This is a genomic window from Shewanella livingstonensis, assembly GCF_003855395.1.
Taxonomy (GTDB): Bacteria; Pseudomonadota; Gammaproteobacteria; order Enterobacterales; family Shewanellaceae; genus Shewanella; species Shewanella livingstonensis.
In genome coordinates this window covers 1,453,532-1,466,181 of record NZ_CP034015.1, presented here as the reverse complement: position 1 = coordinate 1,466,181, position 12,650 = coordinate 1,453,532, and the positions used below count along the sequence as shown (strand labels likewise).

General features: G+C 40.7%; 14 protein-coding genes. 10 read left to right on the top strand and 4 right to left on the bottom strand.

Annotation, left to right across the window (positions count from 1 at the left end; all coding sequences use genetic code 11):
* Positions 1-45 precede the first annotated feature (45 nt).
* Positions 46-690, top strand: a complete 645-nt coding sequence (locus EGC82_RS06345) for a DUF2913 family protein (RefSeq protein ID WP_124730018.1) — start codon at positions 46-48, stop codon at positions 688-690.
* 49 nt (positions 691-739) lie between these two features.
* Positions 740-1,483 (top strand): substrate-binding periplasmic protein, encoded by a 744-nt coding sequence (locus EGC82_RS06340; protein ID WP_124730017.1) that lies wholly within the window; start codon positions 740-742, stop codon positions 1,481-1,483.
* A 55-nt stretch (positions 1,484-1,538) separates the two neighbouring features.
* Here the strand turns inward: EGC82_RS06340 and EGC82_RS06335 are convergent, their stop codons facing one another.
* Complete coding sequence (locus EGC82_RS06335; RefSeq protein WP_124730016.1) at positions 1,539-2,111, bottom strand: DsrE family protein; 573 nt, start codon at positions 2,109-2,111, stop codon at positions 1,539-1,541.
* Positions 2,112-2,208: 97 nt separating this feature from the next.
* On the opposite strand from EGC82_RS06335, the gene EGC82_RS06330 reads away from it, so the two are divergent.
* The 4 genes from EGC82_RS06330 to EGC82_RS06315 all read left to right on the top strand — a co-directional run bounded on the left by EGC82_RS06330 (position 2,209) and on the right by EGC82_RS06315 (position 3,874).
* Positions 2,209-2,721, top strand: coding sequence for a GNAT family N-acetyltransferase (locus EGC82_RS06330; RefSeq protein ID WP_164839101.1), 513 nt, complete (start codon positions 2,209-2,211; stop codon positions 2,719-2,721).
* 182 nt (positions 2,722-2,903) lie between these two features.
* The gene (locus EGC82_RS21485) at positions 2,904-2,993 is read left to right on the top strand and encodes a hypothetical protein (RefSeq protein WP_244212575.1); all 90 of its coding nucleotides are present in this window, start codon (positions 2,904-2,906) and stop codon (positions 2,991-2,993) included.
* 89 nt (positions 2,994-3,082) lie between these two features.
* Positions 3,083-3,337, top strand: coding sequence for a DUF2960 domain-containing protein (locus EGC82_RS06320; protein ID WP_124730014.1), 255 nt, complete (start codon positions 3,083-3,085; stop codon positions 3,335-3,337).
* A 27-nt stretch (positions 3,338-3,364) separates the two neighbouring features.
* The gene (locus tag EGC82_RS06315; protein ID WP_124730013.1) at positions 3,365-3,874 is read left to right on the top strand and encodes an RDD family protein; all 510 of its coding nucleotides are present in this window, start codon (positions 3,365-3,367) and stop codon (positions 3,872-3,874) included.
* A 240-nt stretch (positions 3,875-4,114) separates the two neighbouring features.
* On the opposite strand, the gene lptG is transcribed toward EGC82_RS06315, so the two are convergent.
* The gene (gene lptG / locus EGC82_RS06310; protein WP_124730012.1) at positions 4,115-5,173 is read right to left on the bottom strand and encodes an LPS export ABC transporter permease LptG; all 1,059 of its coding nucleotides are present in this window, start codon (positions 5,171-5,173) and stop codon (positions 4,115-4,117) included.
* A complete protein-coding gene (lptF, locus tag EGC82_RS06305; RefSeq protein WP_124730011.1) occupies positions 5,170-6,282 on the bottom strand; it encodes an LPS export ABC transporter permease LptF in 1,113 nt (370 codons plus the stop codon). The genes lptG and lptF overlap by 4 nt, the downstream gene beginning before the upstream one ends.
* 273 nt (positions 6,283-6,555) lie before the next feature.
* Here lptF and pepA point away from each other — a divergent pair, with 273 nt between their 5' ends.
* Positions 6,556-8,064, top strand: a complete 1,509-nt coding sequence (gene pepA / locus EGC82_RS06300) for a leucyl aminopeptidase (RefSeq protein ID WP_124730010.1) — start codon at positions 6,556-6,558, stop codon at positions 8,062-8,064.
* 169 nt (positions 8,065-8,233) lie between these two features.
* On the opposite strand, the gene punR is transcribed toward pepA, so the two are convergent.
* Positions 8,234-9,136: a DNA-binding transcriptional activator PunR gene (punR, locus tag EGC82_RS06295; protein ID WP_124732575.1), complete on the bottom strand. Its 903-nt coding sequence runs from the start codon at positions 9,134-9,136 to the stop codon at positions 8,234-8,236.
* A gap of 204 nt (positions 9,137-9,340) precedes the next feature.
* On the opposite strand from punR, the gene punC reads away from it, so the two are divergent.
* The 3 genes from punC (at position 9,341) to EGC82_RS06280 (ending at position 12,604) form a co-directional block, all read left to right on the top strand.
* The gene (gene punC / locus EGC82_RS06290; RefSeq protein WP_124730009.1) at positions 9,341-10,624 is read left to right on the top strand and encodes a purine nucleoside transporter PunC; all 1,284 of its coding nucleotides are present in this window, start codon (positions 9,341-9,343) and stop codon (positions 10,622-10,624) included.
* A gap of 194 nt (positions 10,625-10,818) precedes the next feature.
* The gene (locus EGC82_RS06285; RefSeq protein WP_124730008.1) at positions 10,819-11,601 is read left to right on the top strand and encodes a substrate-binding periplasmic protein; all 783 of its coding nucleotides are present in this window, start codon (positions 10,819-10,821) and stop codon (positions 11,599-11,601) included.
* Positions 11,602-11,911: 310 nt separating this feature from the next.
* Positions 11,912-12,604, top strand: coding sequence for a hypothetical protein (locus EGC82_RS06280; protein WP_124730007.1), 693 nt, complete (start codon positions 11,912-11,914; stop codon positions 12,602-12,604).
* Positions 12,605-12,650 lie beyond the last annotated feature (46 nt).

Below are 12,650 nucleotides of genomic sequence, written 5' to 3'. Positions count from 1 at the left end.
GACACGGTAAACTAGTTATCACATAACTTTATTGACCCAGCTGAAATGACGACAGAAACATACAACCAAGCTTTATTAACACTTGCCCTAGCAGGGATAGAGGCTATAAATACCTCAGCATCACAGCACAAAGCCGTGAGAACACCTGCACAGGAAAGCCATTTTTTATGTAACTGGATGGTTGAGTCATTAAAAACAAAACGTTTTTCTAAACTAATGGCCGACGACCTAACAGCCTGGATCAGTCAAGCACGCAGTCAAGGTGCTGCAGCTCAACTCAAACGACTATTAATTTGTATTGCCGATCAATATCAGCAAGCTAACAACAGTACTGTCGCTACAGGCACTGCGCTTAAAAATGTGTTAGCAGAACTCACGGCTCAAAAATGGGTAGTGATAACCGATACCGACATTGATGCGAAACTAAAACTTGAAAGTGACGGCCAATCCAGCTTAGTTATTTCAGCAAAAGAATTTAATCAACATATTATTGATGACAAAATAGCTAAACCGATCTCAATGTACATTCGTGGTGATGAAAAACTCGTTGCTCGAGTAGCATTAGCGCAAGGTCTATTACTCAGCCAAAGCAATAAAAAGACCTCATTGATCAAGCATCATAAAACTTACATATTAATGCCGAGTAACCTACATAAGAGTTTATGTTTACTGTGCCTAGATCTTTATTAAACATTGCAAGTTGATCGAGTATTGATAAACAGGCAAAAAAGGAGTCACCATGAAAAAACGCTTTATGGCACTATCTTGCTTTTTGATATTTTTTTGTGGTTTCACAGTTCAAGCGAACACAGCTCTTAAGTACAACGTCAACGCATCAAGCAGTTGGGTGCCTTATTACATCCCAGACTCTTCAGAAGAGCCAGGGATACTAGGAGAACTGGTTCCGTTGCTGCTTGCAAAAGCTAATATTGCAATTGAAAAACATAATTTCCCACCCAAAAGAACTAATTACGCCTTAGATAACGGCTTGCTAGATTTCGATTTTGTCAGTCCGAGCTGGTTCCCTAATCGAGAGTTGGGTTCTCTTTTTGTGCAATCAGACCCTATCATTGCTATTAAAGAAAACATTATTACCCTCGAAGAAAAAGCCCAAGATTGGCAAAACATAGACCAGATTAAAGCAAAAGAAATAGGCACAGTACGCGGTTATTTGTACCATGATGATGCGGAGTTTACTCGGGTTGATTTTCTATCAGAACGAGATCTCATCAAAGCCCTTTACAAAAACAGAGTTGATGCGGCTATCTGCGGAGATTTACCGGCTTTGTATTGGGCCAAAAAACTTAACAGCCCAATTACCCTTGCAGCAGTTCATACACAAGGTCACTTAGTTATGCGTCTTCGTAAAGAACATGCCACCTTGTTACCACAGATTAACGCCGCAATTGCAGAATTTAAACAAAATGGTACAACACAACGTATTATTGACAAATACACCAAGCAAGATGTATTTAATCAATAATGCTGCAGACTACTGCCGACATGCTAAAAACGACAAACGATAAGCTGATGACGAACTAAAACGGATTTACGCTGTAGCCTTCATGAGCTAACACTGCATGAGCGGTTAACGCCGATAACGCCATATCAACGCCTGGTAATAAATCGTCAGGTGTAATGCCGTAATATGCTGCAGTTTGACCACATACATAGAACTTTGCGCCATTATTTATCAGTTGAGCAATTAAGTCTTTATTAGCGTTCTTTTGCCCCGCATTGAGCTGCTGATAAAAACTATCTTTAGTCATATCGCTAGCGGCTTTGCCATGCACCACCATAGCAACTGAAATATCTTCAAGCTTGACTCCTGCGGCCACGTGCATATTGATAAAACGCGCTAAAGTATCAATACTACGATTTAATTCTGCCGCTTCTGCTGCACTGCCTAAATCAAAAGCGACTTTAAACTTCATCCCTGCTGGTATGGTTAAGCTGCTATCGACTTCGGCCACGTTGCCATAGTTTTTAATCACCAAGCCTGGTTTAAATGCTTCAAGGCCAGCAGTTGCCATAAATGATGAACTAGCGATTATCGTAAACACGGCCGATGTAAAAACGCATTTACTGACTGAGTAAAAACTGACTTTCATTATATTGATATTCCTTATATCTATTTTTTATGATTACTCTAGCACAGATTAACGCTTAGGTTTTAGGCTGTTTCTGAGTATAATTATGCACCCAAAAATGCCGAGACTGACTGATATGCCAATACGTCCAATTAATCCTACTGATTGGCCCGCTATAATGGCGATACAAGCACAATGTTATGTTGAATTAGCGCCTGAGTCGCTGGGTGTTATGCAAAGTAAATGGCGAGCATCACCAACTAGTTGTGTCGTATTTGAACATCAAGGTAGTGTGTTAGCTTATACCTTAGTTCACCCTTGGCCGCGAGGCGATGCCCCATCATTGGAAACCGAAATCAGTGACCAGAGTAATGCTAACTGTTGGTATTTACATGACATGGCCATCTCACCCAGCGCACAAGGGATGGGCATTGGTAAGCAACTGTTTACATACCTTGTTGAGCAAGCCAAAACGCTGACGGTCAATGGCATTGGACTCGTTGCAGTACAAGGTGCACAAACTTACTGGCAGCAGCGAGGATTCAAAACCGACATCACATCAGTAAAATTAACTGAGTCACTCAACAGTTATCCAGATGGTGCGTGTTACTTATATTTAGCCTTATCATAAAGTCCATCTTATGCAACTTATTCTTGTCACAGTCGGTTTACAGCGCCACAGACTTTAGTTTTAGAGTGAGAGAACCTACTTAAAAAGCAAATTGTAGACCATTGCAATATTAGTCCGCTGAAGGCACGGTCTTATTTGGATATTTATTGCAAGTTCTAACAAATCGGCTTGGTTATATCGCGATGAACGTGGGACAATTAACGACTATGCAAAAGATGGTCACCTTAAGTGTATTTGTCCTTTTGCAGTTTAGTATCTTAAAGCCTCACTAACGCTTGACAACTTGTCGGCAGAATTATGCCTTTTAGGTACTGTATTGTTTATTTTTAGCAGTGAATTACATTAATTTCAGGAGTTCTCCATGGCGCGCCAAGTGATTTATACCTTTAAAGGCCACACCAAAACCATCGCCTTTAGCTATGACATACATCGTGATCTTTATGAAGCGGCAGCTGAAGCAGAAGGGATTGATTTAAAGAATTTTTTAGCCATGGAACAACAAGTTGCCTTAACCTCAAAAAAAGGCGCTAAAGCAGAAAAAGAATTTCGTAAAACCGAGTTTGCACGTTTTGGTTTTAGTAGTATTAAATTTGTTCGCGAAGATGATGAGGTTTAATCATCTTTATTTAAAGAAGGACTGTCTATGTTGAATTCAGATCATGCTAATTTCCCACGTGCAAGTTTTGTACGTCGTTTAGGGGCTATGGCGTATGACTCCATGCTGGCTGTAGCCGTTTATATGTGTGCTGGTGCATTAGGTTTTGGTGTTTTCTTTGGTTTACAGAGCAGCGGACTCATCGCTATGAATGGTCATGAGCATGTGTCAGATTTGCTAAACAACACGCCAATTTACCATGGCTTTTACCAACTATGGATAGCCCTCTGTGTTGGCGGATTTTATGCCATATTTTGGAGTAGAGGTGGGCAAACATTAGGTATGCGAGCTTGGCGACTTAAAGTGCAACATCCTAATGGTCAAAACCTCAGCTTTATTACCGCCTGTGCGCGGTTAATTTGGTCTTTACTGGGTATTGGTAATTTATGGATTATCATTAATGATGACAAGTTAGCCTTACAAGACATGATGACACGTTCTGAAGTGGTGGTATTGTCGGTAGAAGCTAATCAAATGCGCAACTGGCGCGGCGCCTAGTTAATATAAATAATTAGTTTACGAGTAAAAAATGGCAACCATAAGGTTGCCATTTTTTTACTACCAAGGTTCGTTTGTACACCTGTGGCAAGCATAACTAGTACACGCCAAGTCACTAGTACACGTCAAGTCACTAGTACACGTCAAGGTCACTAAAACGCTAGCATAAATAAAAGCATAGAATAATTAAAACCGTAGAATAACTCAGGCTTACATAACCTTTTACTATCCCAACTAAGGTTATTTACGAATGTAATATAATGCTAATCCAGTAAATAACATGCTTGGGGCAATTGCGCCTACCACCGCCGGTAATTCATACACTATGCTCATAGGGCCAAATATCTCATTACTGATATAAAAGCTAAATCCTGCCACGACTCCCAGCAACACACGAGCGCCCATGGTCACAGTACGTAGCGGCCCAAACACAAACGATAGTGCCACTAACATCATTACAGCAACTGTTACCGGCTGCATAATCTTGCGCCACAACGCCAGCTCATATCGACTAGGGTCTTGTTGGTTAACCTTTAAATAATCTAAGTAATCTATTAAGCCACTGATAGATAATGCTTCTGGCTTAATTGACACCACACTGAGCTTGTCTGGGGTTAATGTCGACTGCCATACATCAGTATCAAGATAATCACGAATAACACGATCATCTTTTACGCTAGTGTTATCAACTGCAGATAACTGCCAAACATCATTAATGAACACTGCTGTCTTTGCATGCGTCACTCTAGTTAATTCTTGTTGGTCGTTAAATTCATATAAACTAATATCATTCAGCGTATTAACGTCTTGAACCTCACCAATATTAACGAATAAGTCACCATCTTTTGCCCAAATGCCACGATGAGACTTAATCAAACTGCCACCCGATATCTTCGTCGCCTGCAGCTCTTTGGCACTTTTCTCCGCAATGGGTGCGCCCCACTCTCCCAGCGCCATAACCATAATCATCAGTGGAATAGCTGTTTTCATCGCCGATTGGGTGATTTGTAAACGCGACATGCCAGAAACTTGCATCACCACTAGCTCGGAGTTTGATGCCAACATGCCCATACCTATTAGCGCACCAAGCAATACCGCCATTGGAAAGAACATTTCTATATCACGAGGAATCAAAAATAACACATAGATAGCAGCATCAAGCATGGTGTAAGCACCACGTCCAACTAAACGTAATTGGTCAACCCACTTAATAATGCCTGATAATCCAGTCAGAATAAGTAAACATAAGCCTGATGTACTAACAATCATACGCGCAATGTACAGGTCTAATATTCTCATGCAGCCACCTGCTTACGCTTAAACAAGCCCAAGAACTTCATCCCAGTTGGACGCTCTTTTATTAATAGCAGTAGACCTAATATTAATGCAAAGCCATGGATCCACCACATGCCCAAAAACTGCGGCACCACCTCATCTTGCAGAGCTTTTCGGCCTGCAATCATTAATCCAAAGTAACCTAAATAAAGCAAAATAGCGGGACCCATTTTAGCAAACTTACCCTGGCGCACATTAACCCGCGCTAACGGCACCGCAATTAAGGTCAATAATGGGATCGCAATAGGGATGGCTAGTCGCCACTGAAATTCAGCTGCAGCTTCTGGTCCGGGAGTATCTAACAGTTCATCAATTGGCAATGCTGAAAGTTTACGTCGACGCTCATCCACCTCTTGTTCTTTAATTTCCATTTTATAGCCGCCAAACTCAATCACTTGCAATTCAAGTGACTTGGGGCTGCCTTGATAACGAAAACCCTTTTCAAGTTGTAATTGTTGGCTGCCAATATTATCTTCAATCACCCGACCTTTATTCGCTACCACAATATTAGTTAGGCCATTTTCATCTTCTGGGTCGGGAAGCTGTGCAACAAACACCTTATCTAAGGTATTGTCTTTATTTATTTTTTCAACAAACAAAACCGCTCGTCCATTCGGACTTGCTTGGAAACGTCCTTGAGTTAACGCTGCTAGGCCCGCTTCTGACTGGGCTTTCTCTAACACTTGGTTTTGGCGTTCTTCCGCCCAAGGTCCAACATAAACAGACAAATAGGCGGTAAACAATAAATTGGCAAAAGCCACCAGTAAGGTCACTCGAGTGACATACCATTCACTCACGCCAACGCCATGTAAAACTACCATTTCATTTTCAGCATACATTCGCCCATGAGCCAGCAATATGCCTAAAAAGAAGCTCAAAGGTAGTACTAATACGGTTAATTGAGGCAAATTTAAGCCAAGCAATGTCATCACTAAAGACGCAGGAAATTCACCGTCAGAGGCATCGGCTAACACGCGCACAAATTGTTGACTAATAAAAATAGTTAACAGCACCGAAAGTACCGCAAATTGTGCTTTTAAAACTTCACTAATAAGATATCTAAATACAATCACAAGTAGGATCCGGTGGCTAAACTTATCTTTTTACTGGTATCAGAACAACTTTCATGTAAACTGTCTACTTTCAGCAGTTTTGCTAGTTTTCTGACCAGCGCGGAAGGTGCTTCGGGGTCATGGTTAACATCTATTTTGGCTGTCAATTTACGCCTCTTTTTCGTTAATAATCCCAAACAGTTATCACCTTTTCGTTGATTATGTGCCAGATGGCCTAATGCAAACATTATCTAATAAATATAAAAATTTGTCTTTAAGAATCTAGGAGTGCTCATGGAGTTTAGCGTAAAGAGCGGCAGCCCAGAAAAGCAACGTTCAGCCTGTATCGTTGTCGGCGTGTACGAACCTCGCCGTTTATCTGGCATCGCAGAGCAATTGGATAAAATCAGTGAAGGTTACATTAGTAACCTTCTTCGTCGTGGTGACCTTGAAGGGAAACCAGGACAAATGTTGCTATTGCATCATGTGCCAAATGTATTAAGTGAACGTGTATTACTGGTTGGTTGTGGCAAAGAGCGTGAGTTAGACGAGCGCCAATACAAACAAATTATCACAAAAACCATCAGTACCCTAAATGAAACCGGTTCGATGGAAGCTGTGTGCTTCTTAACTGAATTGCATGTTAAAGGCCGTGACACCTACTGGAAAGTACGCCAAGCTATTGAAAGTACTCAAAATAGCCTTTATTCATTTGACGCTTTAAAAACCCGTAAAGGCGAAACTCGTCGTCCATTACGTAAAATGGTCTTTAACGTGCCAACGCGCCGTGAATTAACCATTGGTGAACGTGCAATTGAACACGGAACAGCTGTATCTGCAGGTATGCATTTATGTCGTGACGTGGCCAACATGCCACCGAACATCTGTAATCCAGCTTACTTAGCATCGCAAGCTCGCCAAATGGCTGAAGTTTACGAAAGCCTGAAAGTAACCACTATCGGTGAAGAGCAAATGGCCAAGTTAGGCATGAACTCTTATTTAGCCGTAGGCCGCGCTAGCAGTAACGAATCTATCATGACCGTGATGGAGTATCAGGGCGCGGTTGATAGTACCGAAAAGCCAATTGTGCTTGTTGGTAAAGGGTTAACCTTTGATTCTGGCGGGATTTCATTAAAGCCAGGCGAAGCCATGGATGAAATGAAATACGACATGGGCGGCGCTGCAGGTGTTATTGGCACCATGAAAGCATTATGTGAAATGAAGCTGCCTATTAACGTTATTGGTATTTTAGCGGGTTGTGAAAACATGCCTGCGGGTAATGCTTATCGCCCTGGCGATATTTTAACCACCATGTCGGGCCAAACAGTTGAGGTGCTTAACACTGATGCTGAAGGTCGATTAGTGTTGTGTGATGTATTAACTTACGTTGAACGCTATGAACCTGAATTAGTAATTGATACTGCAACCTTAACTGGTGCCTGTGTTATCGCACTCGGTAAGCACGCATCTGGTTTGTTCAGTTCGCACAACCCATTAGCCCACGAGCTATTAAATGCTGGTGAACAAAGCGGTGATCGCGCGTGGCGCATGCCGTTATGGGATGAGTATCAAGACATGCTAGACAGTCCATTTGCCGACATGACTAACTTAGGTGGTCGCCCAGCAGGTTCAATTACTGCGGCGTGCTTCTTGTCTCGCTTTACTAAAAAGTACAACTGGGCGCATTTAGATGTTGCTGGTACGGCTTGGAACAGCGGTGCTAATAAAGGCTCTACTGGACGTCCGGTACCGATTTTAAGCCAGTTCTTAATTAATCGTGCTGGTGTTGAAATTAGCGAATAGGCATTAGCTTTGACGTATATTAAAGGGTAAAGCATTAAGCTTTACCCTTTTTTTATGTTGATTTTAATCGCACTAACTAAGCAATCTTAACGAAGTCGTCCTAACGAAGTCGTCCTTAACTAAGTTGTCCTAACGAAGCGTGCTATTCATTCCACAGCTAAAGTAAATGTTACGCTAACCATTGACGATGCAATTGCTCCCCATCGCCTAAATAGTCCAACACCCAGGCCAATGCGGGTGACATTTGATCATCATTCCACGCCAAACAACATGGGCTAGGTTGTTTTACTCTGTGGAGTTTTTTACAGATTAATTGACCCGACTTAATTAACGGTCCGGCTAAATGTTCGGGCATATAGCCAATTCCTAAGCCTTCAACAAAACAGTTAATCGCACTGTGCCAATCAGGTACGACTAATCGGCGTTGATTACTTAATAGCCAGGTGACGCGTTTGGGAATATCTCGTGAAGTGTCTTCAAGGCAAATAGATGGAAAACCACGTAACTCATCATCGCTAAGTGGATGCATAATAGTTGCTAATGGATGCTCAGGGCTTACCACAAACAGCCAGTCAATATCGCCCATATTGGTGAATTTAAAGGCTCCTCCAACCGGATTTGCAGTGGTCGCACCAATCGCAATATCACTTCGTCCAGTAGCAAGTGCTTCCCATACGCCATTAAAAACTTCAATACGAATAATCAGTTCAACATCTTGAAACTGTCTATAAAAATCAGCGATTAATGCGTGTACGCTGTCAGTTCTGGCTATATTGTCCAACGCAATAGATAACATCGGCTTCCAGCCATTAGCCACTCGTTGAGTGTCTCGTTTCATAAGCTCCATATCGCTAAGAAACTGGCGTGCTTTAGCAGCAAAATATTTTCCTGCGGGGGTTAAACTGACACTTCGATGATGACGAATAAATAAAACAACCCCAAGTTCATTCTCAATTTGTTTAACAGAATAGCTTATTGCCGACGGTACTTTATGCAGTTTTTTTGCTGCAGCAGTAAAACTACCGGTTTGAGCAACAACATCAATCAGCTCAAATATTTGTTGTGAAAGCATATTCATTCAACTTATTTAATTGCGTTATTCATACGATATGGCAACACAAGATGATTATTGTGCAGAGGACTTAATTGAAATCAATTATGCTTTACAAAAATAGTTCAATCAATTTATTTGATGACAGCATTCAAATTTAAACGTTTCCAGCTAATTTAGCAAACCATTAAACTAGCGACCATTATTGAATTAACGAAAATAGATATGCCTAATATTATTAATAAAAACATAGAATCCAACACAAAACAAACAAATATAACATTTTACTTATTTCTGTTTTATTTAGCATTACTGAGTATGTTAGGTTTTATCGCTACCGACATGTACCTCCCTTCGTTCAAATCAATTGAAGGGACTTTTAATGCTAGTACTTCTGAAGTGGCCATATCATTAACCAGTTTTCTAGCCGGTCTCGCAATTGGGCAGTTATTATATGGCCCATTAGTGCATAAAATAGGTAAACGTAATTCACTCATTGTTGGGCTAAGCCTATTCATGCTGGCAAGCGCATTAATTGCCACAAGTGAAAGTATGATGATGATGAATATTGCACGTTTTTTCCAAGCGATTGGCGCATGCAGTGCTGCAGTGATCTGGCAAGCGATTGTAATTGAACAATTCCCGGCCGATAAAGCTCAAAATATTTTCGCTAACATTATGCCTTTAGTGGCCTTATCTCCGGCACTTGCACCCATTGCAGGCGCAGTGATACTCAATAGTTTTGGCTGGCGCGCGGTGTTTATCAGCTTATGTATTATTGCTATGATACTCATTGTGATGACATATATTTTTGTCCCTAAAGAACGAGCAAGCTTACATAAAAGTAAGACTCCGATCCGCTATCAGCAATTACTGGCTAATACACGATATTTAGGCAATGTGATCATTTTTGGCGCATGTTCAGGAGCTTTCTTTGCTTACTTAACTCTATGGCCTGCGGTGATGGAACAATATGGTTACGCTGCGACTGAAATTGGCTTAAGTTTTATTCCTCAAACCATCATGTTTATTGTCGGTGGCTACTCGAGCAAGTTACTCATTAGAAAGTTTGGCACCAAAATCAGCCTAAACTGTTTACTTATACTGTTTGGCTTTTGTGTTACGGCCATTTTTATATCCAGTGTCATCCTCGATACAGCAACAATATTGCCATTACTAATAGCATTTTCATTGTTAGCAGGGTGTAATGGCGCGATTTACCCTATTGTGGTCAATAATGCCCTACAACAATTCAGCCATAACGCATCTAAAGCCGCCGGGTTACAAAACTTTATCCAAATCAGCATCGCTTTTGGGGCATCAAGTCTAGTCGCTGTTTGGGCAAGTGCTGGCGATAATGCTATTGGCTGGGGCATTTTAGCCTGTTCAATCCTCGTTGCTGTAGGCCAGTTTATTAAAAGTCATGATTCATGGGTACAAATAAACCACTATTTTACTTTCCCAGATCCAGCAAGATTATCTCAAGCCTTTACTAAACATGATCAATAATCGTGATGCAACTATAAAATAAGCCCATATGATGAAGTTATAATTTGTCTATAACCTCATCATATGGTAGGTTATTTATTCACCAATTTAACATTGCAATATCAACTTCTATATTCAAATTCACAATCACAAGGAATTGATTGAATGAAGCCCAAATATCTCTTGATCTTGTCACTAGCCGTGGCAGTCAATAAATGAACCCCTTATTTTCAAAACTTTATGCCATCATCTTGAGTGTTTGCTTTGCACTGACTCCGATGGAACATTTATATGCAAAAAATATTCCCCAAGTGCAATTCATCACCCATCCACTACCTCCATTTAGTTACATACATAATGGTCATTTAAGTGGTTTTGCCATCGATATACTTCAAGCTATGATGCAACATACTCAACAAACAGCCAAGATTGAAATGTACCCCTTTAATAGAGCATTTCAACTCATCAACTCACAACCAAATACCGCATTATTTTTACTGGCTAAAAGACCTGAAAGAGAAGTAAACATGAAATGGGTAGGCCCCATTATTAGCAGCGGAGTGTATTTTTACCAAAAACGCCATTCCGAACTATCATTAGCAGATTTAGAAGACTTAAAACGTGTCCGAAATGTTGGCGTAGTGCTTGGTAATGCTGACCACACCTATTTGGACTCCCAAGGCTTCACCAACCTCAGTACTGACAAATCACAATTACAATCACTAAAAATGCTCAACTATGGGCGAGTTGATGTTGCGCCTATGAGCGAGCTGGTAATGCCTTTTTTGGCAAAAGCAGCCGATATCGATATCAACTCAATAGAGCGTACTTCTATTAAGTTGTATGACTCGACCTTGTATATCGCATTTTCAAACGACACTACTGATGAGGCGGTTATATTATGGCAACAAGCATTTGATGAACTAAAAACATCAGGGCGTTATCAAGCAATTTATGACCAATACTTTGCCCAAGAGATCAGTATTGCTAAGCACTAAAGATCAAAAGATCCAAAGATCCAAATACTCAAAACCAAATATCTTAAATCCAACACCATTGTGTTAAGCACTTTAATCAAGGGCATTTTAACCAATAGCGCTTTTAATTATCTAACGATTCCATTCTCTACTCATTCTATTCGCTAAAAATACCGCTTTCGACAATGCCGATCTGTAAATAACCCAAACAAAATAACCTTTAACTAAACAATTGTTAACTTGTTACACATACGTAACAAATCTATTGTCTCGTTTGTAAGAATGATAACCCCATAATCTATAAACCAAACTCGCAGAAAGGGATCTTCAGGTGAAAGCGTTAAAAGTCATTATCATTTCAATCATTAGCGCATTAGCCCTTTTTGCGGTAATGGCTATCTTAATGGGCTGGCTACTCAATCAAATGTGCGGTAATAACGTTTACACCGAATCACTTTCATTAGATAAAATGTACAAGGCAGTAATTTTTGAACGAAGCTGCGGCGGTGCTACTGGCCATTCAACCCAAATATCAATTATCAAAGCTGATGAGCAACTGTGCGATAATTGCGCAGGCGATGTGCTCGTTGCCAATGGTCATCCTAACGACAATAAACTCAACTTAGTCTGGTTAGGGCAGCAAGATTCTGACAATCAACAACTGCAAATTCATATTCCTGCAGATATGCAAATAACTAGGCAAGAAACCACCTGGTCTGCTTGGTTTGACGGTATCGATATTTCCTATCCTGTATTTGACCATTACCCATTAGCCTGTGAACAAACGCCGCAACCTAAAGCGTGTCAGTTTGTGACAAATGATCAGAAACTGATTGATGTGTTAATTCAACTTAAAGACTTTAAAGATAATAAAGCGCTTGCTGTATCGGTAAGTGATAGTGGTAATGTTCGCTATGGATACGGTTTTGGTTACGATTCAATGTTAAAAGCACAACGCAGAGCATTAAAAGAGTGCACTAAAGGCACAAGCCCTACTCATGTAAAATGTGAATTAGTTCACTAAGGGCACGCAATGCAATTTGAGCGTCAGCAACACAAAACACATCTCA

Bases quoted from the DNA above. Each gene is read 5' to 3' on its own strand.
- EGC82_RS06345 (WP_124730018.1), top strand. From the start codon at position 46: ATGACGACAGAAACATACAACCAAGCTTTATTAACACTTGCCCTAGCA.
- EGC82_RS06340 (WP_124730017.1), top strand. From the start codon at position 740: ATGAAAAAACGCTTTATGGCACTATCTTGCTTTTTGATATTTTTTTGT.
- EGC82_RS06335 (WP_124730016.1), bottom strand. From the start codon at position 2,111: ATGAAAGTCAGTTTTTACTCAGTCAGTAAATGCGTTTTTACATCGGCC.
- EGC82_RS06330 (WP_164839101.1), top strand. From the start codon at position 2,209: ATGCCGAGACTGACTGATATGCCAATACGTCCAATTAATCCTACTGAT.
- EGC82_RS21485 (WP_244212575.1), top strand. From the start codon at position 2,904: ATGAACGTGGGACAATTAACGACTATGCAAAAGATGGTCACCTTAAGT.
- EGC82_RS06320 (WP_124730014.1), top strand. From the start codon at position 3,083: ATGGCGCGCCAAGTGATTTATACCTTTAAAGGCCACACCAAAACCATC.
- EGC82_RS06315 (WP_124730013.1), top strand. From the start codon at position 3,365: ATGTTGAATTCAGATCATGCTAATTTCCCACGTGCAAGTTTTGTACGT.
- lptG (WP_124730012.1), bottom strand. From the start codon at position 5,173: ATGAGAATATTAGACCTGTACATTGCGCGTATGATTGTTAGTACATCA.
- pepA (WP_124730010.1), top strand. From the start codon at position 6,556: ATGGAGTTTAGCGTAAAGAGCGGCAGCCCAGAAAAGCAACGTTCAGCC.
- punR (WP_124732575.1), bottom strand. From the start codon at position 9,136: ATGCTTTCACAACAAATATTTGAGCTGATTGATGTTGTTGCTCAAACC.
- punC (WP_124730009.1), top strand. From the start codon at position 9,341: ATGCCTAATATTATTAATAAAAACATAGAATCCAACACAAAACAAACA.
- EGC82_RS06285 (WP_124730008.1), top strand. From the start codon at position 10,819: ATGAACCCCTTATTTTCAAAACTTTATGCCATCATCTTGAGTGTTTGC.